The organism is Candidatus Goldiibacteriota bacterium, assembly GCA_016937715.1.
Classification (GTDB): Bacteria; Oederibacteriota; PGYV01; order PGYV01; family PGYV01; genus PGYV01.
This window is the reverse complement of record JAFGWA010000050.1, coordinates 101,685-125,030: the sequence shown is the minus strand read 5'-3', so window position 1 is coordinate 125,030 and position 23,346 is coordinate 101,685. Positions and strand designations below refer to the sequence as shown.

Below are 23,346 nucleotides of genomic sequence, written 5' to 3'. Positions count from 1 at the left end.
TTCGGGAGCGGATTAATGCTGATTGTTAACAGTGTAATACCGATATTTATCATCATAGCAATCGGGTTCGCGTTAAAACAGAAAAAAGTGCTTGAACCCTGCACGGAAACCTTTCTTAATAACCTTGCGTATTACCTGATACTGCCGGTAATGATATTTGATTCCATTTATAAAGTCCCGTTTAAGGAAATTTTTGAAATTAAGGTTATACTTGGGCTTTATACGGTATCTGTGCTTGTGTTTATTCTGTGCGTACTTATAGCAATGAAACTTCCAAAAGAAAAAAAAGGCGCGTTTGTAAACGGGGCGTTAAGGTCCAATATTGCCTATATCGGTTTTCCCATAGCTTACAGCCTGTACGGCACGCACGGGCTTGCGCGCTTAAGCGTGGTGACCGGTTTTGTGGCGCCTGTTTTAATAGGGCTTGCGATAACGTATCTTAATATTGTTCATAAAAACTCTTCAAAAAAACAGGGGATGATTGAAGTGTTGGTCAAAGACCCGCTTATCTTAACCTGTATCGGCGCTCTTTTAGTTTCTTATTTTGGCATTAAAATACCCGTGGTTTTCTCCAATACCATCAGCATGCTTGCCATGATGGGTTCGCCTTTAATGCTTTTGGCTGTAGGGGCGGGGCTTAACATATCCATTATTAAAAGGGACAGGGTGCTTCTTGGGCTGGCATCGTTCATAAAACTTTTATTGTTCCCTGCTTTAAGCTTTTTTATCTTCACATATCTGCTGAAAATTACGGATAAAGAAACGCTTGGCGTGGCTGTTTTAACATTTTCCTTTCCGACAGCCCTTTCAAGCTATATACTTGTTAAAAAATACGGCAGCGACCACGAATTCAGCGCTGCCGCCATAACGGTCACTACAGCACTGTCCCTGTTCACAATTTCCATGTGGATTTACATAGTCTCCGCTATTCAATAAATGTCTGCTTTTTACAGCATTCCATGTGTGAAATGCCCACAAAACCAATAAAACCCTTTAAAATAAAGGCAATAATGCGCTTTAAGTTTTGTTTAAACGTTGTGGATAAAAATACACGGTATTTCCGCAGGTTTCACGTTACACAGAAAGTTACCCACAGAATTAACATTATTAACACTCATGATATACAAAATTTATTAAAAATTAACAATTTGAAATTTTGAATAAAACATGTTATAGTTATCGCGTTTAATAGAACTTATACTAAAATTAAAGGAGTAACTTATGCTATCCAGATTTTTCCCGAAAGAATTTAACTTTTTTGAATTTTTTGACAAGCAGGCGGTTAATCTGGTTGATGCCGCGGCCTGTTTCCGTGAAATAGTGGCACAGCCTGAAGTAAGCGAAGAATCACAGACAAAGATGAAAGAAATTGAAAGAAACGGCGATAAAATGGCTTATGCGATTATGGACCATCTTAACAAGACTTTTATCACCCCTTTTGACCGTGAAGACATACATCAGCTTGCAAAAGAGATGGACGAAGTAAATGACATTATGAATACCGTGGTTGCAAGGATGAGGCTGTATAAATTAAAAGGTCCGGATAAAAATATGGTTCAGTTCGCGGAACTTATAACCCAGGCTGTTAATGTAATTTCAGGTGCGGTTGCGGGATTAAGGGATATGAAGAATATGAATAATATATTAAAAGCCTGTGTTGAAGTGGGAAACCTTGAATCGCTTGGCGACAGGTTAAGGGATTCGGCGCTTATGGAACTTTTTGAAAACGAAAAAGACCCTATTCAGGTTATTAAATGGAAAGAAATCTATCAGATAGCCGAAACATCACTGGATATCTGCAAGCATGTGGCTCATAACATAGAGTCTATACTTGTAAAACAGGCATAGAAGCAAAAATATGACCACGACAATAATACTGCTTATTCTGCTTGCTTTACTTTTTGATTTTTTAAACGGTTTTCATGATTCCGCGAATTCAATAGCCACCATTGTTTCAACGCGCGTTTTATCCCCTAAATACGCGGTAATCTGGGCCGCTTCTTTTAATTTTATTGCTTTCTTCTTTTTTGGCCACCTTGTCGCAAAAACCATGGGCAAAGGCATAATTGACGTAAACATAATAAACCAGCAGGTAATTTTTGGGACGTTAATGGGAGCCTGCGTATGGAATATTATCACATGGTATTTTGGGCTTCCCACAAGTTCTTCGCACGCTTTAATAGGCGGGCTTATAGGCGCCGCTATGGTTAAGGTAGGCCCTTCGGCGCTGATTTACAGCGGTATTTTTAAGACCGCCATTTTTATTGTCATATCTCCTCTTGCCGGTTTTATTCTTGGCAGGCTGATAGGGCAGCTTGTATATCAGCTGGTAAGAAGTTCCACACCTGTTAAGGTTGACCATTTATTCCGTAAAGGGCAGCTTTTATCAGCCGCGCTTTACAGTATGGGGCACGGCGGAAATGACGCGCAGAAAACAATGGGTATTATTACCGGGCTGCTATTCAGCGCCGGTGTGATAGAAGTTTTTGAAATACCAATGTGGGTGGCGCTGTCTTGCTATGTTGCTATCGCGCTTGGCACAATGTTTGGCGGATGGAGAATTGTAAAAACAATGGGTCAGAAAGTGGCAAAGTTAAAACCAATAGACGGCTTCTGCGCGGAAACCGGGGGCGCCATAAGTTTATACATTGCAACTGCCATGGGTATACCTGTTTCCACCACGCACACTATCACAGGCTCCATAATGGGAGTAGGCTCCATAAAAAGGCTTTCTGCCGTAAAATGGGGCGTTGCGGGCGGAATTATATGGGCGTGGATTATCACGATTCCTGCTGCCGCTTTAATCTCCGCTATATCTTATTTTCTGGTGACAATACCTTTTAAATAGCACTGTTTAACCGCAATTTTCTGTTTTAAAAAACGGCGCTTATTTTTTCATAATGTGATACGTTTATTTTTAATTCAAAAATTTAAAGCCTATTATATCTATTTTTATGAAATTGACTATTACCCGTAAATGTGATATTTTATCTTGAAAAGGAGGAAAACACCATGATCCGCAAAGTTATGAATAATTCATCCAAAATCCTTAAAGAGGCTCTTACATTTGACGATGTTCTGCTTGTACCAAGGCGTTCTGCCGTACTTCCAAAAGAGGCGGAGACAAAGACCAGGTTCAGCAGAAACATTCATATAAATATACCCCTTGTGTCGGCTGCCATGGATTCTGTAACCGAATCCAGGATGGCAATTGCAATGGCGCAGGTGGGCGGTATAGGAGTCATACATAAAAATCTTACAATTGAAGAGCAGGTAAGGGAAGTTGACAAAGTCAAACGATCTGAAAGCGGAATGATACTTGATCCCGTAACCCTGCCGCCGGACGCCACCGTAATGCAAGCCGGGGAGATGATGAACAAATACCACATTTCCGGCTTTCCTATTATAGAAGGCAGGAAGCTTGTGGGCATCCTAACCAACAGGGATCTGCGTTTTGTAAAGAACAAAAAACAGCTTGTCAAAGAAATTATGACGCCGGCGGATAAACTTATAACCACAAAAACCGGCACCACTCTTGAACAGGCAAAACAGATTCTTCACGACAACAGGATAGAAAAACTTCCCGTGGTGAATAAAAATTTTGAATTAAAAGGGCTTATTACCATAAAAGATATTGAAAAAAAATTAATGTACCCAAACGCCACTGTTGACAAGTTTGGCAGGCTGCGCGTGGCAGCGGCAATTGGGCCAAGTAATGACATGATGGAACGCGCGGAAGCGCTTATAAAAGCCGGTGTTGACGCGCTTGTGGTGGATACGGCGCACGGCCATTCTGAAGGCGTTTTAAAAGCGGTCAAAGAAGTTAAAAAAAGATTCCCGTCAGTGGATATACTTGGCGGAAATATAGCAACAGAAGACGCGGCGCGTGACCTTATAGCGGCGGGTGCTGACGGCATAAAAGTAGGGATGGGGCCCGGCTCTATCTGTACCACAAGAATAATTTCCGGCATGGGAGTACCGCAGGTGACGGCTATTATGGACTGCGTTAAAGCTGCTTCAAAAAAAGGTATTCCGGTAATTGCTGACGGCGGTATCAAATACTCCGGCGATATAGTAAAGGCGATAGCGGCAGGCGCGGATTCTGTTATGATAGGCGGGCTTTTCGCGGGAACTGAAGAAAGCCCGGGAGAAACCGTGTTATTGGAAGGCAGAAGTTTTAAAGTACACAGGGGAATGGGTTCGCTTGCGGCAATGAAAAAACGCGGCGGCAGGGAAAGATATTTTCAGTGGGATGAGGAAGAAGATAAACTTGTACCCGAAGGAATTGAAGGCCGCGTGCCTTTTAGGGGCGGGCTGTCGTCCACCGTTCATCAGATGATAGGCGGATTAAGAAGCGGCATGGGATACTGCGGGACAAAGACAATAAAAGAACTGCAGAGGGACACAAGGTTTGTAAAAATTTCCAACGCGGGGCTTAAAGAATCGCACGCGCACGATATTGCAATAACAAACGAAGCGCCCAATTACAGGGTTAACGGATAAAAAATAAAGCAGCCTGGCTGCCGGTAAAAAATAAAGACTACGGGAAATTCACATGAAAAATGACATGATACTGGTTCTTGATTTTGGTTCGCAGTACACACAGCTAATTGCAAGAAGGGTAAGGGAGTTAAATATCTATTCCGAAGTGCACCCTTTTTCAATGAAACTTGGGGATATTAAGGCTTTAAACCCCAAAGGTATAATACTTTCCGGCAGCCCTTCTTCTGTTTATGAAAAAGACGCGCCGGTTCCGGATAAGGGAATATTTGAACTTGGAATACCCGTGCTGGGCATATGCTACGGTATGCAGGTAATATCGCATTTCTTCGGCGGAAAAGTGGCGGGGTCAAAACACAGGGAGTACGGTTTCGCGGAACTTCACGTTAAAAAAAGCCCGCTTCTTGCGGGGCTTAAGAAAAAAGAACAGGTATGGATGAGCCACGGCGATAAAATGACGGCTATGCCAAAAAACTTTGAAGTGGCGGCTTATACGACAGGGTCAAAATACGCCGTTATCAGCCACAAAAAAGAAAACCTCTTCGCGGTGCAGTTTCACCCCGAAGTGGTGCACACAAAGAACGGAAAAAAAATAATAAGTAATTTCGCGAAGATATGCAAAGCAAAGCGCGACTGGACGGCGGAATCATACATAAAGACCACCATAGCCGAAATAAGAAAAGAAGTGGGCAATAAAAAAGTTGTATGCGGCGTGTCCGGCGGCGTTGATTCCACGGTAGCGGCAATTCTTATTAATAAAGCAATCGGGAAACAGCTTGTGAATGTTTTTGTAAATAACGGGCTGCTGCGCCTTAATGAAGAAAAACGCGTGATGGCAATGTATAAGAAACTTGGATTAAATGTGCGATACGCGGACGCGGAAGCGGGTTTTTTAAAAAGGCTTGCGGGGGTAAGTGAACCGGAAAAAAAGAGAAAAATAATAGGCAATTATTTCATAGAAGTTTTTGAAAAGAATATAAAAAAACTGGGCAAATTTCATTTCCTTGCGCAGGGAACGCTGTATCCGGATTTAATTGAAAGCGTTTCGGTTAAAGGCCCTTCTGTTACCATTAAATCGCACCATAATGTAGGCGGCCTGCCGGAAAAAATGGATATGAAACTTGTGGAACCGCTTAAATTCCTGTTTAAGGATGAGGTAAGGGAAATAGGAAGAAAGCTTGGAATACCGGAAGAAGTGCTGATGAGGCAGCCATTCCCCGGCCCGGGCCTTGCGGTAAGGATACTTGGCGATATTACAAAAGAAAAACTTGAGGTTTTAAAGAGGGCGGATGATATAATTGTAGAAGAGATAAAAAAGGCCGGCCTTTATTTTACAATCTGGCAGACTTTTGGAGTCCTGCTTCCGGTGAAAACCGTAGGCGTAATGGGCGATAAAAGGACGTATGAAAATGTTTTAGCCGTAAGGGCTGTTCATTCAAGGGACGGCATGACGGCGGAATGGGTAAAACTGCCGTATGAACTTTTAAGCACCATAAGTTCAAGAGTAATAAATGAAGTAAAGGGAATAAACAGGGTGGTGTATGATATTTCAAATAAACCCCCCGCGACGATAGAGTGGGAGTAGTAATAGAGGGACGGATGCACAGAGGGACAGAGGGACGGAAGGAAATAGAAAGACAGCGGTTTAAGCTATAAGCAGATAAGCATAAGCGACAGAGTACGGCTGAAAAAGCCGGTTTTGCTGAACATCCGTACATCTGTGCATCTGTCCCTCGGTTTCTTATATTTATGGGATATGGGATAACAGGTTATTGGATAAGTTTTATTAAAAACAGTTTAAGGGGAACACAGGGACATGATTTCTTTTGGAAGGCACATCTGCAACGATTTTAACGTTGCGGCAGAGAAGGAATGGATAGTTACAAACAGGCGCGGAAGCTATGCGTCTTCCACTATACTTATGACCAATACCAGAAGGCATCACGGCCTTTTGGTTGCCAAACTTCCCGGTGTTGACAACAGAATGGTAATGTTTCCCAATTGCGATGAAGAACTTGAAGTTGCAGGGCACATCTACCATATTTCCACGCATAAGTATAAAAAGACAGTTTATCCCAAAGGGTATTCCCTGCTTGAAAACTTCAGGCTGAAAGATGATGTTGTTACGTTTCTTTACCTTATTGACAATATAAGGCTTAAAAAAGAAGTTTATCTTATGAAAGACACAAACAGCACTGTTGTCACATATACCGTGCTTACGCCGGACAGCCACGCAAAACTTCACATCCGCCCGCTTATTGCTTTCCGCGAAGCGGAACACCTGATAAGGGAAATGCCTATATTTGACCCGTCGGTAAAACTTGATAACGGGAATAAAAAAACCATAATTCACGCGTATATGAATATGCCGCCCGCTTTTATTTATCTGCCGGACGGCGGCGACGTGGAACTTGAAGGGGTATGGTACAGGGACTTCTTTTACATGAAAGAAGACGTGTCCGGATTTGACGCGGTAGAAGACCTTTATAACGTCGGCAAATTTACGCTGGACCTTGAATATAATAAACCGAAATCAATTGTTTTTTCAACCGAAGATGTCCCTGAAATGAATACCGCGGAACTGAAAAGCAGGTACGCGCAGGAAGTGAAAAAAATACACGAGATATGCGAAGTAACAGGCGCTTGCGTGCGCGAGGATGATTACAGGGCGTCGGTGCAGGAACTTATCTCCGCGGCGGAATCTTTTGTTGTTTTCCGCGAAGACGGCACCCCTTACATGGTGGCGGGGCTTCCGTGGGCAAATTACACGTGGTTCAGGGATACTTTTGCTTCCCTGCCGGGTATTTTTCTTGTGCTGCATAAATTTGAAGAGGCAAAAAAAGTTCTTGAAAGCGCCATGCTGTTTGAAAAAAACGGGCTGCTTCCGCTTAAAATGACAATGGAAAAAAATGACATATCATATATGTCGGTAGACACCACGCTGTGGTTCTTTTACGCGTTAAAAAAATACCTTGATTATACCGGCGACACGGCGCTTGTGGGAGCCCAGACGGACTTTTTTAAAAGGCTGACCTGGATATTGCATAAACATATTAACGGAACTGACTATAATATTCATACAGACACGGACGGGCTTTTGGACGCGGGGTATCCCGGCATGCAGCTTACCTGGATGGATGCCAAAATAAACGGAACGCCCATCACGCCAAGGCAGGGAAAAGCGGTGGAAGTAAACGCCCTGTGGTACAACGCGCTGCGCACAATGCAGGAAATATCCCATAATAACGGCGAAACGGATATGTCCGTGTCCTATAAAGAACTGGCAGATAAGGTATACAAAAGTTTTAATGAAAAATTCTGGTACGCGGACGGCGGCTACCTTTATGACGTGATTGACGGGATAAATAACGACAGCAGCGTCAGGCCTAATCAGGTAATGGCAATAAGCCTTCCTTTTCCCCTTATAGAGGAAATTGCAAAAAAAGAAAAAATAATGAACGCGGTAATTAAAGAACTTTATACGTCTTTTGGAATGCGTACTTTAAGCAGCATGAATGTGATGTTCAAACAGCGCTATGACGGCGACCAGAACGCGCGCGACGCTGCCGCGCATCAGGGAACGGTATGGGGATTTACAGTGGGCCATTTTGTATCGGCATATTTTAAAACATTTGGACGCGGAAAAGAAAGCCTTGAATTTATAGAGACCGTATATGAACCGTTCTTTGAACACCTTAAAAACGCCGGTTTATCAACGGTGTCAGAGATGTTTGACGGCAACTTTCCATACACGGCGCGCGGAAGAATATCGCATGCCTGGGCTGTGGCGGAACTGCTGCGCTCTTACATAGAAGACTACCTTGCAAACGGGACAAATGGCTGACGTACTTTTAATAAATGCCAGCCCGCGGAAAAAAAGCAATTCTGCTAAAGCCGCGGAAATTCTTCTTAAACTCCTTAATATAAAAAATGCCGGTATAGTTGACATTAATTCCCTTAAAATAAAACCATGCACGGCATGCGGTAAATGCTCCAAAACTTTCAGGTGCGTGTATCGCGATGACGCTGACATGCTTATTCTAAAAATTAAAAAAGCAAAGACAGTCATAATTGCATCTCCTGTTTATTTCTGCGGAGTTCCCGCTCCCTTAAAAGCTTTTATAGACAGAAACCAGCCGGAGTGGGAAAGGCACAATAAGAAAAAAACAGCCGTCAAAACAAAGGGCATTATAATCCTTACCGCGGGCAGCGGTAAAAAAAAGTATTTTCTGCCCGCAAAAACAGAGATTGCTTCAATGTTTGCGGTTAACGGAATAAAAACTCCGTTTGTTATGACGTTTGGAAATATGGACAAAACAGGAGCCGCGGAGAAATCACCTTTGTGCGTGAAAAAAATAAAGGCGCTTGCGGGTTTGATAAATGGGCGGGACTGATTCCATAAAAAGTATCAGAGAAAAATTTAAAGGGTACACCATTTATGAAAAAGGGCTTTCAAAAAACACCGCTTCGGCTTACGCGTCTGACATAGAGATATTTCTTAAATATATGGAAGAGAGAAAAGAAATAGAAGTAACAGAAGATTCAATTGTGGATTTTATTTTCTACATGAAGTCGCGTAAATATTCCCCGCTTTCAATAGCGCGCGCGCTGGTCAGCCTGCGGGGGCTTTATAAATATATGATAAAAACAAAAGCCGCGGATACAAACCCTTTTGAAAACCTTGAAACTTTTAAAACGCGTAAAAAAATGCCGGAAGTGCTGTCAAAACAGGACATAGACGCTTTATTGTCATCGCCGGATATGTCAAAGCCGGAAGGAAAAAGGGACAGGGCTATAATGGAACTGTTATATTCATCCGGAGTGCGCGTGTCAGAACTTGTAAACCTGGAACTTACCGATGTTGATATGGATGAACGCGTGATAAGGTGTTTTGGAAAAGGGTCCAAGGAAAGGCTTGTCCCGATAGGGGAATATGTGGTGGACGCTATTAAAAGCTATCTTGAAGTCCGTATGGGGATTGTAAAAAAGTTCTGTCCTAATCTTTTTGTCACAAAACGCGGCGGGAAATTCACCCGCGAGGGCGTCTGGAAGCTTATAAAAAGATACGCAAAAAAAGAAAAGATAGAAAAAGACGTATATCCGCATATTTTCAGGCACAGTTTTGCCACGCACCTTCTGGCAGGCGGCGCTGACCTGCGAAGCGTGCAGGAAATGCTGGGCCATTCCGATATTTCCACAACGCAGCTTTACACGCATATTGACAGAAGCAGGTTAAAAAACATGCATAAGAAGTTCCATCCCCGCGGGTAAAGAAGGCGGCTCAGCAGCTCAGAAGCTCGGCAGCTTGGAAAGTTGGTTTAGATCTGGTAGCCGCGTCCTTTTAGGGCGCGTGTTTTTGATTTGGTTTTATGTTCTGGTAGACGCGGGTCTTTAGCCCGCGGCAGTTGATTTGGTATTTGTTTTTACTTCCGTCCCTCTGTCCCTTCGTGCATCAGTCCCTCGGTTTTACAGGGCTTGGGTATATTTTTTCAGTACGCGCCGCAAATTGGTATTCTTGCATCCAAACAAACTTTAAATCCACAGGCAGGTTAACGTCATTGGCAGCCGGGAATTCGTGGCACTTACGAATCTGCCGGCGTGGCATTAAAATGTTTCTGCTGCATACATACTATGCTTACGCGGCACGCACTGAAAAAACACACCCAACCCCTGTTTTGAAACCCGCAGCAACATGTACGGTTTTTGTTTTGATTTCTTGTTTTAATGCCTTGGTAGGCCCGCCCTTTTAGGGCGCGGCAGTTGATTTGGTATCTGGTTTTACTTCCGTCCCTCCGATCCTCCGTGCATCCGTCCCTCAGTGTGTCAAATTTATGTTATAATATTTTAGTTTTAAAAAATAACAGGGGTTAATATATGAAAAATAAAAATTTTTATGTTTCTGTAATCATTCTTACTGCCGCGGTGCTTGGAATTGTATGGCTTGGTAATACTGCCATTAAAGCCGCGAATGAAAAGAAAAGATGGGTAAAGTTTACCGCTGTAACTGAACAGGTTATAGACGGGGATACCATAAAGATAAAAGAACGCGATAATCTTGTAAGGCTTCTGGGTATTGACACCCCGGAACTTCATCACCCTGACCTGCCCGTGCAGAAATTCGGAAAAGAAGCAAAAGCGTATGTTAAAAATCTTATACAGGGGAAAGAAGTAATAATAGAATATGACACCCTTAATATGAATGATAAATATGGAAGGCTTCTGGCATACGTTTATACAAAAGAAGGTGTGCTGGTAAACGCGGAGCTGGTTAAAAGCGGATACGCTTATGTTTACGCCAAATCCGAATGCTCCAGGACCAAAGAATTCCTTATGCTTGAAAACATTGCCAGGCAGTTTAAAAAAGGCGTGTGGGAACAGGGAGCCGGTGGGAGGGAAATGAGATGAACAATGGGGATTTTTATAAAAAAACAGGGTTTGTAACCCTTGCGGTTCTGCTTATAATTATTGCGGTGAAATTTTTAATAATTGATGAGATAAAAAAGGTATCAAAAATAAGCCCGGCTTCCTCTGAAATTTCAGCCGCGCTCCCGGCAAGTACCCGTTCCGTTTCGGATTTTGAAACAAAAGAGATGGTAAAGATAAAGCCGCAGGATGCCGCTTCATATTTAGGCAGGTATGTGGTGACAGAAGGTGTTATTGTCGGGTCGTATAACAGCGGTAAGGTATGTTTTTTAAATTTTGATAAAAATTATAAACAGGGGCTTTCTCTGGTGATATTTGCCTCTGATTTTGTTAAGTTCCCTGAAACTCCGGAAAAATACTTTCTTAATAAAAAAGTAAGGGTTGAAGGAAGGGTCAAGGATTATAAAGGTAAAGTGGAGATAATAGTAAAATCAATGGACCAGGTTAAAATATTATAAGGGCGCGTAAGGATTTTATGCAATAAATATCAATTCTTAACCGATTCTTAACACGGTTTTTGTAAGATTAAAAAAAAAGAGGTGATAATAAATGGAAGAATTGATAGCAATAGTGGACGATGAAGAAGATATTGCCGAACTTGTCGCGATAAACCTGCAAAAAGAGGGTTTTAAGACAAAAGAATACGGCGACGGAAAGTCGTTTTTAAAATCTCTTGTTAAAGTAAAACCCGCGCTTGTAATACTTGACCTTATGATGCCTGAAATTGACGGTTTAACAGTGTGTAAAACCATGAAAAAAGACAATAATACATCTGATATTCCTATTATAATGCTTACCGCCAAGTCTTCCGAAACAGACAAGGTGCTGGGGCTGGAACTTGGAGCCGATGATTATGTCACAAAGCCCTTTTCCCCGCGCGAACTTACCGCAAGGGTCAAAGCAGTCTTAAGAAGGCCGGCCCGCGGTGAAGAAGAAAAGAAAATAAAAGCGGGAATGATAGAAATAGATACGGAAAGGCATAAGGTTTCCACGGGAGGAAAAACTGTTAATCTTACCGCGACGGAATTTAATATTTTAAAGATATTAGTTTCCAAAAGGGGCAGGGTATTTTCAAGGGAACAGATTTTAGACGGGCTTTGGGGCGATGAAAAAACAGTAGTGGACAGGACCATAGATGTACATATAAAACATTTAAGGGAAAAACTTGGCGCCGCGGGCAAAATGATAACAAATATCCGCGGGGTCGGTTATAAAATGGAAGAATGAAAAGTTCCCTTTTTAAAAAAATATTTACATGGTTTGTGCTTGTAATTGTATTTTTTTCCTTTCTGGTAATATTCTTTTCTTTCAGGACAATCAGAAATAATTATATTTCCTCTCTGACCGAAAGGCTTGAAATAATGGGCGGCTTAATGATGCCCAGGGTGGATTCGTTTGTTAAACAAAAAAACTATGAAGGGCTTGAAAAATATCTTATACAGACTGAAATAGAAACAGGAACCCGCGTGACTGTTATTGACAAATCCGGTGTTGTCCTTGGCGATTCGGAAAAAGACCCTCATTTAATGGATAATCATATCAGCAGGCCTGAAATATCCGCGGCTTTAAAAGGGCAGGGGAACAAGGATTTTGGATACTCGGTAAGGTACAGCAGCACAACCAAAGAAAAAATGCTTTATCTTGCAATGCCTTTTACCGATGAAGCGGGAAACACAGTTTGGGTGATACGTTTAAGCATGTTTTTACACAGGGTGAATGACCTTATATGGGATTTAACCGGAAAAATAATAAATATTACCGTTCTTATTATCATTCTGTCGCTTGTTGTTATGTTTTTAGCCGCAAGAAAGATTTCAGATCCGGTGAGAAAACTTGGGGATGCCGCAAAAAAAATGTCAGCGGGTGATTTTAACGTATCGGTTGATGTGGTCAGCGGCGATGAAATACAGCTTATGGCTGACGGCTTTAATGATATGGCGCGCAGGATAAAACGCCAGTTTGAGGAGATTTCTTCGCAGAAAGAAAAACTTGACGCTATTATCTCTTCCATGAATGAACCTCTTATCGTGGTTGATGACAAAGGGCTTATACTTATTGCAAATAAAAGTTTCATGGAAATATGCGTTCATTCCCCCTTAAAAGAAAAAGCGGATGGAAGGTATTATTGGGAAGCAATGCTTCCTCAAAGGTTCAATGAGATGATGGAAAAGTCAAAAACGCACTCGTCGGGTTATTCGGAACACATGGAAATTAACTCAAGGGCTTATATAATAAATGTAAGTTTTTTAGAGAAGGCATCCGTAAGAACGGTTGTTTTTCATGATGTTACCGGTATTAAGGAATTTGAAGAAATGAAAAAAGACCTTGTGGCAAATGTTTCACATGAGCTGAAGACCCCGTTAACCGCGATAAAAGGTTTTACAGAGACAATGGAAGCGGAAACAGAAGATGAAGACGGCAGAAGATATCTGGGCATCATAAAAAGGCACACAGAAAGGCTTATAAATATTGTTGAAGACCTGCTGACCCTTTCAAACCTTGAATCTGAAGCCGGCGCGCTGAATTTTGAGGACACCGACCTTAATGAACTTGTAAGCGGCACAGTAAGAATGTTTGATAAAAAGATGCTTTCTAAAAACCTTGAAATGCGCGTTTATGTCAGCGAAAATCTGCCTGTAATAAAGACGGAAAAATTCAGGATAGAACAGGCGCTTATTAATCTTATTGATAATGCCGTTAAATACACGGAAAAAGGAAATGTGACAGTCAGTGTCAGTCAAAATGAAGGCGGCATTGCCATAGAAGTATCTGATACCGGAAGCGGAATTCCGGCAGAAAGTATACCCAGATTGTTTGAAAGATTTTATACAGTGGACCGGTCGCGTTCGCGTAAGCTTGGAGGCACAGGTCTTGGCCTTTCAATTGTAAAACATATTGTAATGCTTCACGGAGGCGAGATTAAAGTTGAAAGCACCGCGGGAAAAGGTTCAAAATTTACAATTCAACTTCAAAAAACACCGTCATAAATTCCGTTTACCCGCAATAACCAGCCTTAAACCCCTTAACCATAAATTAATTCAGCGGCAATTTTACCTTAACAGGTTTTGTCTATATTTGTATTAAACCTGATTAAGGAGAGTTGTGTTGGATAAAGAAAAAATTATTAATGAAAATTCCGGGCTTGTAAAAAGCATTGCTTCCAAATACTGCCATTATGGCGTGGGTTTTGATGACCTGTATCAGGAAGGGGTAATGGGAATAATGGAGGCGGCAAAGCGTTTTGACGAGACAAAAGGCGCGAAGTTTTCCACCTATGCCACTTATTTTGTAAAGGGAAGCATCCTTGATTATTTAAAAAAAGAAAAAAGCATAAATATTATTGATATGGATATTTATGAAAATGAAAATATTGAATTTTACCGCGTTGAAAGCGAATCCCCGCAGGAAAAAGAAGAAGAGTATATAAAAACCGCTTTTGTAATTCCGGATGATTTTCCTGAAGCTGAAAAGGCAGTCCTTGAATTATCGCTTGTTGAAGGAAAGCCTTTTAAAGAAATAGCGCGGGTTCTTGGCATATCAAGAGAAAGGGTAAGGCAGTTAAAACAGAAAGGATTAAGGCGCCTGAAGATTAACAAGAAATTAACACAAGATTTAAAGGGAATTAATCACAATAATGAATAATAAGTTTGAAAATAAATTCCGCAAAGGAAAGAATAAAAAATAAGGTAAAGACGGAGGTGCTTACAACAGAAAAAAGGAAACACGGAAATAAAAGAAACAGAAGTAAAAAATCTAAAAGGAGAAATTAAATGAAAAAAGTTTTTGGTTTACTGATGGCAGCTGTAATGGTTATGTCAATGGCAGGGAATGTAATGGCGGACACAAAGATATACGGATACAACTGGTTCAGGTATACTCTTGGTTATGACAACGTAAAAGAAAAGACAAGCGCGTTTGAAGTAAAAAGGACGTACATAAGGGTAAAGACAAAAGGCGACGGATATGAAGGCGCGCTGACACTTGACTACGAAAATACAGCGGAGCAGAACAACATTAACTTTGGCACATGGGTTAAATACGCTTATGTGGATTTAAAGAGCCTTCCTTTATTAAAGGACGCGGGAATTGCATTAAGAGCCGGACTTCAGCCTGTGCCTTTTGGAACGATAGACACATGGGAATACCCGCTTATTGAGAAAGCGCTTGAAGACAAATATAAACTTGCAGACAGCGCGGATTATGGAGTGACTTTAAGGGGATACCTTCCTGCAGAGCTTGGTAACTTTGAAGCGGGTATTGTTAGCGGCAACGGCTATAAAAAAGCGGAAACAAACCTTGCTAAGTCTGTGATTGCCAGTGTTAATATAGTTCCGTTAGCGGGTTTATATGTAAGAGGTTCATATCTTGGGCATCAGATAGGCGAAGATCAGCAGGTTAACGGCCAGCCTTCAAGCCTTGCAAAGTATGCTGACAGGAAAGCGGTTGTTCTGGGTTTTGGAAGCGGACCAATATCGGGTTTTGTGGAAGCCCTTGAATCAAAGAATCAGAAATCATCCGGAAAAAGCGGAATAGGCCAGTTTTTAAGCGCGTATCTTGGAATGGAAATTGTTGACGGGGTAAGCGCGCATGCGATGTACATGACATCAAACCCTGATACATTAAAGGTAAGGGACGAAAAAAATGTATACGCGATAGGCGTAAACTATGATGTTACAGAAAAAGTCCTTCTTCAGCTTAACTATCAGATGGAACAGGATAAGGTCGGCGGAGCGTCAAGCCCTGTAACAACAAATCTTTGGATGGCACAGACGAAGTGGAGCTGGTAATATAAGTTTAAAGTGAGTTTAAAGAAATAACAATAAAAAGGAGAAAAAAATGAAAAAATTATTAAAGATTGCAGTGGTAATATCAGCAATGACAGTGCTTGCGGCTTCCGCGTTCGCGTGGAACTGGCCCTGGGCGGCAAAGTCAGAAAATAAGATTTCTCTTACGGGTTCCACGACAGTCCTTCCTATAGCGCAGAAAGCGGCGGAAGAATTTATGAAGGCGAACCCTTCCGTTGAAGTATCGGTTAAAGGCGGCGGTTCGGGAGTTGGAATAGCTGCTATTCTTGACGGTTCAGCCGATATCGGAAACGCTTCAAGGGCAATTAAGACAAAAGAGGTAATTAACGCTAAATCCAAAGGCGTTAATGCAGTGGGAACTGTTGTTGCTAAAGACGGAATAGCCCTTGTTGTTCACAAATCAAACCCTATCAATGCCATTTCACTTGATCAGCTCCGCGATATTTTCAGCGGAAAAATCAATAAATGGAGCCAGGTAGGCGGAAATAATTCAACTATAGTTGCAATTTCAAGGGATACAACTTCAGGAACTTATGAAGTGTTCGGAGAGCTTGTGTTAAGGGGCGCGAAACTTCGCGATGACGCGATAATGACAGTTTCCAACAGGGAAGTTGCCGAGAATGTAAAGAATACAGAGGGCGGAATTGGTTATGTAGGGCTTGCTTTTCTTTCAGATGACTTAAAAGTACTGAAAGTTGAAGGCGTAATGGCTACGGAAGCCAATGTAATAAATGGAACGTACAAAGTTGCAAGGCCGCTTTTTATGTATACTAACGGTGAACCGGAAGGGCTTACAAAAAAGTTTATTGATTTTGTAATGAGCGCGGACGGGCAGCAGATTGTTAAAGAAGTGGGTTATGTTCCTGTAAGATAAGACATTTCAGTAATTAAAGCCGCGGCTTGTGCTTAAAAGCACGGCCGCGGTTTTTTTTTAAGCGGCTATAAGGAATAAGGATGTGGGGACACGGGGATGAGAAGGATAAAAGTCAGTGATATAATGTCTAAATCCGTGCTGACAGCGCGTGATACAGAGCTGCTTATAGAAGTAATATAAAAAATGGCAGAGTCCATGTCCGGCGCGGCTGTGGTTGTAAACAACGCAGGAAAAGCGTACGGAATTATAACAAGGACGGATATAATAGAACATATTGCGAAAAAAAAAGAAGCCGCCTTGTTGTCAAGCGCCGCTGAAGTTATGAAGAACGGGGTTATAGCCGTGGAACCGGGAATTCAGGCAGAGCTGGCATATGCTGTTATGGACGCTAATATGATAAGCAGGGTTCCTGTTATTAAAAACGGCGTGATAGAAGGTATTGTTACACACAGGGGTATTACAAATCTGTGGAAAGAAAGTTATGATATATTAAAGAGCGATCATAATGAACTTAAGCAGAAAATGAGTTATGACTATCTGACCGGCCTGTATAATAAAGAATATATGGAATTGGAACTGAAGAAGTGGTTTGAATTATGCCTTAAAGATAAAATTAACCTGGCGCTTATACTTGCCGACATAGATAATTTTAAGGGAATTAATGATACCTATGGGCATGACTGCGGCGATCATATTCTTGCTTCAGTGGCTTTATTCATTAAAAACGGGATAAGAAGCATGGACGTACCGGGAAGGTTTGGCGGTGATGAATTTATGATAATATGCCCTTTATGCGACGGAAATACCGCCAGAAGGACAGCGGATATGATAAGGAAAAATATTGAAAAATGGGATGTTAAATATGGCCCGGCTCCCGTGGCCGTTGGAATAAGCTGCGGGATTGCTTCGTTGACGCCCGGAACTTTTGAATATAAAGACCTTCTTAAACTTGCCGATAACTGCCTTTATGAAGCTAAAAGAAAAGGCAAAAACAGGGTGTGTTATACGGCCGGTTTAGGGTTTGTTTTAAAAAATAAGCCTTAACATAAAATTAACAATTTATTAACGCCCACACAACACAGAAAAAGTATAATTATTTCAAATAAAATAATATTAAGGAAGATAAAAATGGCAAAGACAACAACATACGCAGGTATGAAGAAAAATATTCTTGAAAAGATGCTTCCTTCCATTTCTTTTGTGTCAATCCTTTTTCTGTTTGCGATAGCAATGACGCTTATAGTTACTGCTTTGCCGGCTTTTAAAGAATACGGAATTATAAATACACTTTTTGGGCAGCAGTGGAGGCCTACGGATGACCCTCCTTTATTTGGTATGTGGCCTATTATGCTTGCATCTTTTTACGTTACTTTTACAGCTATTGCTATTGCGGTTCCGCTTGGTGTCGGTGCCGCGATATATCTTGCGGAATTAGCGCCGGGCAGGGTAAGGGAAGCTGTAAAACCCGCGATGGAAGTGCTGGCCGGAATACCTTCTGTTGTGCTTGGTTTCTTTGGAATAGTTTTTCTTGCGCCCATTATAAAAAATATTTTTGGCCTTAATACAGGCCTTACAGGTTTCACCGCCGCTATTCTGCTTGCGGTAATGTCAGTCCCCACGATAGCAAGTATTACAGAGGATGCCATTACAGCCGTTCCAAAAGATTTAAGGCATGCGTCTTTAGCGCTGGGCGGAACAAAATGGGAAACTATTACAAGAGTATCGGTGCCGGCGGCAAGGTCGGGTATTTTAACCGGAATTATTCTTGGTATTTCACGGGCCATGGGAGAGACGATGACAGTTTTAATGGCGGCCGGCGGGTCAAGGGGAATTCCTGATAATATCTTTGTCCCGATGAGGCCTATGACAGCGTGTATAGCGGGCGAGATGGGCGAAACAGTGGTCGGTGACCACCATTATTATATGCTTTTTGCGATGGGGCTTATCCTTTTTCTTTTTAATGTTTTATTTAACGTAATTGCAGAGAATATAAAAAAGGGAAAAAATAAATGACGGATTCCATGATAGAAACCCAGGCAACTGACAGAAAAAGATATCAAAGCCAGTCCTTTGGTTTTATTCTGCTTTATCTTTGTATTCTTGCTGTGGTGCTGTCGCTTGTTGTACTTGTGGGTTTTATTGTTGTAAAAGGCATAGGCGTTATTAATCCGGATTTCTTTCTGAAATTTCCGGAAAATGGCATGTCAGAAGGCGGTATTTTTCCCGCCATTGTCGGAACATTTATGCTGTCTGTAGGGGCAATTGTTTTTTCTCTTCCTTTAGGGGTTCTTACGGCAATCTGGCTTACTGAATATAATACAAGCCCGCGTCTGGTCAGGATGTTACGGATAGGAATAAATTCGCTTGCCGGTGTGCCTTCTATTGTGTTTGGGCTTTTTGGCCTGGCTTTTCTTGTGAAGTTTATGCAGTTTGGAGTCTCTCTGCTGTCGGGTGTAATAGTGCTTGGAATAATGGTGCTTCCGACAATAATTGCAACTTCGGAAGAAGCTCTGCTGTCGGTTCCAAAAGCTTTTAAAGAAGCTTCGCTGGCGCTTGGAGCCACAAGGTGGCAGACAATGTATAAGGTGGTTCTTCCCAATGCCGTTTCAGGTATTATAACAGGCGTGATATTGGGAATAGGGCGCGCCGCGGGCGAGACTGCGCCTATAATGTTCACGGCCGCCACATTTTTTACGATCAAACTTCCGGATTCGCTGTTTTCAGAGGTTATGGCGCTGCCTTATCATATTTACGCCTTAATGACAGAAGGCAGCCAGGCCGGACAGATGGAAATTGCGTATGGAACCGCGCTTGTGCTTCTTATGCTTGTGCTTGCGATAAATGCGGTTGCAATCTTTATCAGAATAAAAGCGAGGAGAAAAAGGAAATGGTAGAAAAAAACTGCTGTATCAGCGTACAGGATTTTAATTTTTATTATACAAATTACCATGCCCTTAAAAATGTTAATATGCAGGTTATACACAACGAAGTGCTTGCAATGATAGGGCCTTCCGGGTGCGGCAAGTCAACTTTTCTGCGTTCAGTAAACAGAATGAATGACCTTGTAGAGGGAGCGCGTGTGGAAGGGCTGCTTGAATTTAAAGGAAACAATGTCTACGGTAAATCAGTGGATGTTTCAAGGTTAAGGCGTGAAATAGGCATGGTTTTTCAGAAACCAAATCCTTTTCCGAAATCTATCTTTGAAAATGTTGCTTATGGATTAAGGGTTAACAGGCTTTTTACAAATAACGCTGATCTGAATGAAAAGGTTGAAAACAGCCTGCGCGAAGCGGGATTATGGGAAGAGGTAAAAGACGACCTTAATAAAAACGCTTACGACCTTTCAGGAGGGCAGCAGCAAAGGCTGTGTATAGCGCGCGCCCTTGTAATAAGGCCGGAAGTGATACTGATGGACGAGCCCACGGCATCGCTTGACCCGATTTCAACCGCAAAAATAGAAGAATTAATACAGCAGTTAAAGAAAAATTATACTATAATAATAGTGACGCATAATATGCAGCAGGCGGCAAGGGTGGCGGATAAGACCGCGTTTTTTATGCTTGGAGAAATGGTGGAATACGGGGATACGTCAAAAATATTCACCAAGCCGGATAAAAAAATTACGGAAGATTATATAACGGGAAGGTTTGGATAGAACAGATACAGGCATCCGTCATATTGCTGTTTATAAACCGATATGGGAGGAAATATGGAAAGACATTTTGATGAAGAACTGAATGATTTAAAAAAGAAAGTTTTAAAAATACAGTCGCTTGTAGAGACGGCAATTATGCAGTCGGTAAAAGCGCTTGTTGAGCGCGATTCTGAACTTGCAGAAAAGGTAATAGAAAATGACCAGGAAATTGACCTGCTTGAAATTATGATAGACAGGCAGTGCCTTGAACTTTTGGCCAAACGGCAGCCTATGGCTGTTGATTTAAGATTTATTACATCAATTCAGAAGATAAATAATGACCTTGAACGTATAGGCGACCTTGCTATAAATGTGGCGTATGCCTCCAAATACCTGTCAAAACACCCGCCGCTAAAACCGATGATAATAATACCGGCTATGGCTGAAGAAACAAGGCAGATGTTAAAAGACGCGATGCTTTCTTTTGTTGATGAAAACTCGGCCCTTGCAAGGGAAATCTGTAAAAAAGACAGCCAGATTGACGAACTGTATGTTCAGAATTTCAGGGAAATTCTGACATATATGATGGAAGATACAAATAATATTAAAAGGGGTATAAGGCTTATACTTGTTTCAAAACATATAGAGAGAATGGCGGATCATATTACGAATATTGCCGAAGACATTGTTTATATGATAGACGGGAAAACAATTAAGCACCATTTTGAAGACGAAAACGGGCGCGAAAAAAAAGTAAAAACAGACGAGGAAGCCGACTGAGTTTAAGCCGGTTCCCCGTTTTTTATTTTTGTTTCCGGGAGTATTGATTTTACTGAATCCCTGAAACCCCTGAACCCATGCGGTTTACACACATAACCCGCGGCGCCTATGGCAAGACATTCCACCACTATTTCTTCATCCCGCAGGGAACTGCACATCATAACGGGTATATTTTTTGTTTCTTCAATCAACTTCAGATTTCTAAGCGTTTCTATGCCGTCCATTTCCGGCATTTCAATATCAAGTACTATAAGGTCGGGCCTGTTATCTATAGCGGTTTCTATGCCTTCCTTCCCGTTCTTTGCGTGTATTGTTTCCATTTCTTCCTGAGCAAGGTAAATTTTTGCCAGCCTCTGCTGAATCGGTGAATCGTCGATTACCAGTACTTTAATCATTTTTTTTCTCCTTCGTTTTTTTAAAGAAACTTAAAATATGGGAAAATCTGTTTCCGGCCGCTGAAAGAAAAAGTGATTTCTTTTGTAAAATGTTATTGGTACCGGTAATTTCTGAAAGCAAATCAACGGTTTTGTTCAGCGTGTTAACCTGTATTGCAAGCTGTTTGCTTTCATCAGAAGACAACTGGGAGCTTATTGATATTTTTTGTGTCATTCTGTCCATTTCGGATACCAAAGAGGAAATCTGGCTTATTCCGGAAGCCTGTTCCAGGGAAGAGTGTGAAACATTTTCTGTAATTGTTTTTAATTGTGTTGTTGTTTCGGATATTTTTTTCAGACTGTCATTTGCGGGAAGGGATATCATTACTCCGCTTTCAACGCTCTGTTTTACTTCATCCACCAGTTTCTTTGTGTTCTTTGCGGCTACTGAAGACCTTTCCGCAAGTATTCGTATTTCTTCTGCCACCGCCGCGAATCCCCTGCCGGCTTCACCGGCTTTTCGCGCTTCAATGGAAGCATTAACCGCCAGCAGGTTGGTCTGAAATGAAATTTCATTAATTGTGGCGATAATTTCCGCCGTTTCATCCGAAGTTTTCTTGATTTTGTTTATCGCATCAAGGGTTTTTTTCGTCCTGTCGCTGATGTCGTTTACAAGATCCTGGGTTTTACTTGTCATAATATCAGCATTTTTTGCTGATTCGGCATTGGCATCCACCCCGGACGACAGCTGTTCTAAAGAGGCGGAAGTCTCTTCAAGGGACGCTGCCTGGTCAGAAGCGCTTTCTGCCAGCATCTTAGAGCTTTTTTCAACCAGTGTTGAAGCGTTAGAGACATTTTGTGAAAGCGGGATAAGGTCATTTATGACTTTATTTATAGGTTTTATAATTGATTTTGATAATATAACCGCGATAAAAAGTATTAAAGCCGCGCTTGCGATAATAATCTGAAGAATAAGAAATTTTGTTGAATCCAAAAACGGGAAAGCGTTTTTTTTGTCTATTTCCGTTATAATTCCCCATTTAAGCATGGGTATATTAAGAGGCGAGTAGCTGGAAATGACATCTATGCCAAGGTAATTTTTGGTTTCTTTTGTAGAAGACCTTCCATAAGCTGCAATTGATTCCGCCGGGTCGGTATCCACGCCGTTTTCTTTTAAATTTCCGGCAAGTGAAGCCGCAACAGAGTGATATTCGGGGTCAAGGAAAGAGTCTGATCTCATTTTTTTATCGTTTCCAATCAGATAAATTTCACCTACATTCGCACCGGCTTGTGTTATTCCGCTGCTTTGAACAGAATCTCTGTAAATTTCACCTTCCTGAACGGGCCGGTTTATTTCTCCGGGAGTCATTATGGCGCATAAAATACCCGATATTTTTTGTCCTGATGAAACCGGTGAACAGATGAAAAGGCACGGGGTATAGCCAATCTGAGGTAAAAGTACATAATCCTGAACGAATATGCCGGGAATTGAATTTTTGATTATATTTGAAAGCCCTTTTATTGAAGTAAGATTAATTCCGGATAAGTTTTCTTTTTGTTCAAGGGAATAGATAACGGTTCCTTTTAAATCAAGAAAAATAAGGTCATAACATTCATACGCGGTTTTAAGGCTTCTTAATACCGTGTCTGACTTTTTTTGAGCGTTATACCATGCCAAAGGGCCCGCCGCGCGGGCCGTTAAAAGTTCCTGCAGCGCCGCCTGAATGGAAGGGTTAGAAGAGGCCATTAAAGACAGCTCTATTTTATTGCGGAAATAGTTTTCCACATTTCTCTGTTTAATCTGGTGTACGGAAATGATATTGGAATATGAAAGGTTGTTAAGTGATTTTTCCATGCTTTGCATTGATAAGTAAGTTATTAGAAGTGCCGGTATTATACCCACGATAAGGAAAAAAAATGTGATTCTGGTTTTAAGTGTGGCGCGCATCTGGTTAA

22 protein-coding genes are annotated in these 23,346 nt (G+C 41.6%); 20 read left to right on the top strand and 2 right to left on the bottom strand.

Going from position 1 to position 23,346, the window contains the following annotated elements; translation table 11 throughout:
• Positions 1 to 15 precede the first annotated feature (15 nt).
• The 20 genes from JXR81_05980 (at position 16) to phoU (ending at position 21,016) form a co-directional block, all read left to right on the top strand.
• Positions 16 to 936, top strand: coding sequence for an AEC family transporter (locus tag JXR81_05980; GenBank protein ID MBN2754403.1), 921 nt, complete (start codon positions 16 to 18; stop codon positions 934 to 936).
• 285 nt (positions 937 to 1,221) lie between these two features.
• On the top strand, positions 1,222 to 1,848 hold the full coding sequence (locus JXR81_05975) for a DUF47 family protein (GenBank protein MBN2754402.1): 627 nt from the start codon (positions 1,222 to 1,224) through the stop codon (positions 1,846 to 1,848).
• Positions 1,849 to 1,858: 10 nt separating this feature from the next.
• Complete coding sequence (locus JXR81_05970) at positions 1,859 to 2,848, top strand: inorganic phosphate transporter (GenBank protein ID MBN2754401.1); 990 nt, start codon at positions 1,859 to 1,861, stop codon at positions 2,846 to 2,848.
• A gap of 179 nt (positions 2,849 to 3,027) precedes the next feature.
• Complete coding sequence (gene guaB / locus JXR81_05965; protein MBN2754400.1) at positions 3,028 to 4,503, top strand: IMP dehydrogenase; 1,476 nt, start codon at positions 3,028 to 3,030, stop codon at positions 4,501 to 4,503.
• A gap of 52 nt (positions 4,504 to 4,555) precedes the next feature.
• The gene (guaA, locus tag JXR81_05960) at positions 4,556 to 6,085 is read left to right on the top strand and encodes a glutamine-hydrolyzing GMP synthase (GenBank protein ID MBN2754399.1); all 1,530 of its coding nucleotides are present in this window, start codon (positions 4,556 to 4,558) and stop codon (positions 6,083 to 6,085) included.
• 231 nt (positions 6,086 to 6,316) lie between these two features.
• Positions 6,317 to 8,344 carry a glycogen debranching enzyme family protein gene (locus JXR81_05955; protein ID MBN2754398.1) on the top strand — a complete coding sequence of 676 codons (2,028 nt, stop codon included), beginning with the start codon at positions 6,317 to 6,319 and terminating at the stop codon, positions 8,342 to 8,344.
• Positions 8,337 to 8,894 carry a flavodoxin family protein gene (locus JXR81_05950; GenBank protein MBN2754397.1) on the top strand — a complete coding sequence of 186 codons (558 nt, stop codon included), beginning with the start codon at positions 8,337 to 8,339 and terminating at the stop codon, positions 8,892 to 8,894. Before JXR81_05955 ends, JXR81_05950 begins: the two co-directional genes overlap by 8 nt.
• On the top strand, positions 8,881 to 9,771 hold the full coding sequence (xerD, locus tag JXR81_05945) for a site-specific tyrosine recombinase XerD (GenBank protein MBN2754396.1): 891 nt from the start codon (positions 8,881 to 8,883) through the stop codon (positions 9,769 to 9,771). Before JXR81_05950 ends, xerD begins: the two co-directional genes overlap by 14 nt.
• A 603-nt stretch (positions 9,772 to 10,374) precedes the next feature.
• The gene (locus tag JXR81_05940; GenBank protein ID MBN2754395.1) at positions 10,375 to 10,905 is read left to right on the top strand and encodes a thermonuclease family protein; all 531 of its coding nucleotides are present in this window, start codon (positions 10,375 to 10,377) and stop codon (positions 10,903 to 10,905) included.
• Positions 10,902 to 11,381, top strand: a complete 480-nt coding sequence (locus JXR81_05935) for a hypothetical protein (GenBank protein ID MBN2754394.1) — start codon at positions 10,902 to 10,904, stop codon at positions 11,379 to 11,381. Before JXR81_05940 ends, JXR81_05935 begins: the two co-directional genes overlap by 4 nt.
• Positions 11,382 to 11,472: 91 nt before the next feature.
• Positions 11,473 to 12,150, top strand: a complete 678-nt coding sequence (locus JXR81_05930; GenBank protein ID MBN2754393.1) for a response regulator transcription factor — start codon at positions 11,473 to 11,475, stop codon at positions 12,148 to 12,150.
• Complete coding sequence (locus JXR81_05925) at positions 12,147 to 13,910, top strand: HAMP domain-containing protein (GenBank protein MBN2754392.1); 1,764 nt, start codon at positions 12,147 to 12,149, stop codon at positions 13,908 to 13,910. Before JXR81_05930 ends, JXR81_05925 begins: the two co-directional genes overlap by 4 nt.
• A 118-nt stretch (positions 13,911 to 14,028) precedes the next feature.
• Positions 14,029 to 14,565: a sigma-70 family RNA polymerase sigma factor gene (locus JXR81_05920; GenBank protein ID MBN2754391.1), complete on the top strand. Its 537-nt coding sequence runs from the start codon at positions 14,029 to 14,031 to the stop codon at positions 14,563 to 14,565.
• Between the two features lie 128 nt (positions 14,566 to 14,693).
• Complete coding sequence (locus JXR81_05915; protein ID MBN2754390.1) at positions 14,694 to 15,710, top strand: hypothetical protein; 1,017 nt, start codon at positions 14,694 to 14,696, stop codon at positions 15,708 to 15,710.
• 49 nt (positions 15,711 to 15,759) lie between these two features.
• Positions 15,760 to 16,602 (top strand): phosphate ABC transporter substrate-binding protein, encoded by an 843-nt coding sequence (locus JXR81_05910; protein MBN2754389.1) that lies wholly within the window; start codon positions 15,760 to 15,762, stop codon positions 16,600 to 16,602.
• Positions 16,603 to 16,785: 183 nt separating this feature from the next.
• The gene (locus tag JXR81_05905; protein MBN2754388.1) at positions 16,786 to 17,646 is read left to right on the top strand and encodes a diguanylate cyclase; all 861 of its coding nucleotides are present in this window, start codon (positions 16,786 to 16,788) and stop codon (positions 17,644 to 17,646) included.
• 111 nt (positions 17,647 to 17,757) lie between these two features.
• Positions 17,758 to 18,615, top strand: a complete 858-nt coding sequence (pstC, locus tag JXR81_05900; GenBank protein ID MBN2754387.1) for a phosphate ABC transporter permease subunit PstC — start codon at positions 17,758 to 17,760, stop codon at positions 18,613 to 18,615.
• 8 nt (positions 18,616 to 18,623) lie between these two features.
• The gene (pstA, locus tag JXR81_05895; protein MBN2754386.1) at positions 18,624 to 19,496 is read left to right on the top strand and encodes a phosphate ABC transporter permease PstA; all 873 of its coding nucleotides are present in this window, start codon (positions 18,624 to 18,626) and stop codon (positions 19,494 to 19,496) included.
• A complete protein-coding gene (gene pstB / locus JXR81_05890; GenBank protein MBN2754385.1) occupies positions 19,490 to 20,257 on the top strand; it encodes a phosphate ABC transporter ATP-binding protein in 768 nt (255 codons plus the stop codon). Before pstA ends, pstB begins: the two co-directional genes overlap by 7 nt.
• 54 nt (positions 20,258 to 20,311) lie before the next feature.
• Positions 20,312 to 21,016 (top strand): phosphate signaling complex protein PhoU, encoded by a 705-nt coding sequence (gene phoU / locus JXR81_05885; GenBank protein ID MBN2754384.1) that lies wholly within the window; start codon positions 20,312 to 20,314, stop codon positions 21,014 to 21,016.
• A gap of 2 nt (positions 21,017 to 21,018) precedes the next feature.
• On the opposite strand, the gene JXR81_05880 is transcribed toward phoU, so the two are convergent.
• Together JXR81_05880 and JXR81_05875 are read right to left on the bottom strand one after the other, a co-directional pair.
• A complete protein-coding gene (locus JXR81_05880; GenBank protein MBN2754383.1) occupies positions 21,019 to 21,411 on the bottom strand; it encodes a response regulator in 393 nt (130 codons plus the stop codon).
• A complete protein-coding gene (locus JXR81_05875) occupies positions 21,404 to 23,338 on the bottom strand; it encodes a hypothetical protein (protein MBN2754382.1) in 1,935 nt (644 codons plus the stop codon). The genes JXR81_05880 and JXR81_05875 overlap by 8 nt, the downstream gene beginning before the upstream one ends.
• Between the last annotated feature and the right edge of the window lie 8 nt (positions 23,339 to 23,346).

Excerpts from the sequence above, each read along its gene's own strand:
- JXR81_05980 (MBN2754403.1), top strand. The coding sequence starts at position 16 with ATGCTGATTGTTAACAGTGTAATACCGATATTTATCATCATAGCAATC.
- JXR81_05975 (MBN2754402.1), top strand. The coding sequence starts at position 1,222 with ATGCTATCCAGATTTTTCCCGAAAGAATTTAACTTTTTTGAATTTTTT.
- JXR81_05970 (MBN2754401.1), top strand. The coding sequence starts at position 1,859 with ATGACCACGACAATAATACTGCTTATTCTGCTTGCTTTACTTTTTGAT.
- guaB (MBN2754400.1), top strand. The coding sequence starts at position 3,028 with ATGAATAATTCATCCAAAATCCTTAAAGAGGCTCTTACATTTGACGAT.
- guaA (MBN2754399.1), top strand. The coding sequence starts at position 4,556 with ATGAAAAATGACATGATACTGGTTCTTGATTTTGGTTCGCAGTACACA.
- JXR81_05955 (MBN2754398.1), top strand. The coding sequence starts at position 6,317 with ATGATTTCTTTTGGAAGGCACATCTGCAACGATTTTAACGTTGCGGCA.
- JXR81_05950 (MBN2754397.1), top strand. The coding sequence starts at position 8,337 with ATGGCTGACGTACTTTTAATAAATGCCAGCCCGCGGAAAAAAAGCAAT.
- xerD (MBN2754396.1), top strand. The coding sequence starts at position 8,881 with ATGGGCGGGACTGATTCCATAAAAAGTATCAGAGAAAAATTTAAAGGG.
- JXR81_05940 (MBN2754395.1), top strand. The coding sequence starts at position 10,375 with ATGAAAAATAAAAATTTTTATGTTTCTGTAATCATTCTTACTGCCGCG.
- JXR81_05935 (MBN2754394.1), top strand. The coding sequence starts at position 10,902 with ATGAACAATGGGGATTTTTATAAAAAAACAGGGTTTGTAACCCTTGCG.
- JXR81_05930 (MBN2754393.1), top strand. The coding sequence starts at position 11,473 with ATGGAAGAATTGATAGCAATAGTGGACGATGAAGAAGATATTGCCGAA.
- JXR81_05925 (MBN2754392.1), top strand. The coding sequence starts at position 12,147 with ATGAAAAGTTCCCTTTTTAAAAAAATATTTACATGGTTTGTGCTTGTA.
- JXR81_05915 (MBN2754390.1), top strand. The coding sequence starts at position 14,694 with ATGAAAAAAGTTTTTGGTTTACTGATGGCAGCTGTAATGGTTATGTCA.
- JXR81_05910 (MBN2754389.1), top strand. The coding sequence starts at position 15,760 with ATGAAAAAATTATTAAAGATTGCAGTGGTAATATCAGCAATGACAGTG.
- JXR81_05905 (MBN2754388.1), top strand. The coding sequence starts at position 16,786 with ATGGCAGAGTCCATGTCCGGCGCGGCTGTGGTTGTAAACAACGCAGGA.
- pstC (MBN2754387.1), top strand. The coding sequence starts at position 17,758 with ATGAAGAAAAATATTCTTGAAAAGATGCTTCCTTCCATTTCTTTTGTG.
- pstA (MBN2754386.1), top strand. The coding sequence starts at position 18,624 with ATGATAGAAACCCAGGCAACTGACAGAAAAAGATATCAAAGCCAGTCC.
- pstB (MBN2754385.1), top strand. The coding sequence starts at position 19,490 with ATGGTAGAAAAAAACTGCTGTATCAGCGTACAGGATTTTAATTTTTAT.
- phoU (MBN2754384.1), top strand. The coding sequence starts at position 20,312 with ATGGAAAGACATTTTGATGAAGAACTGAATGATTTAAAAAAGAAAGTT.
- JXR81_05880 (MBN2754383.1), bottom strand. The coding sequence starts at position 21,411 with ATGATTAAAGTACTGGTAATCGACGATTCACCGATTCAGCAGAGGCTG.
- JXR81_05875 (MBN2754382.1), bottom strand. The coding sequence starts at position 23,338 with ATGCGCGCCACACTTAAAACCAGAATCACATTTTTTTTCCTTATCGTG.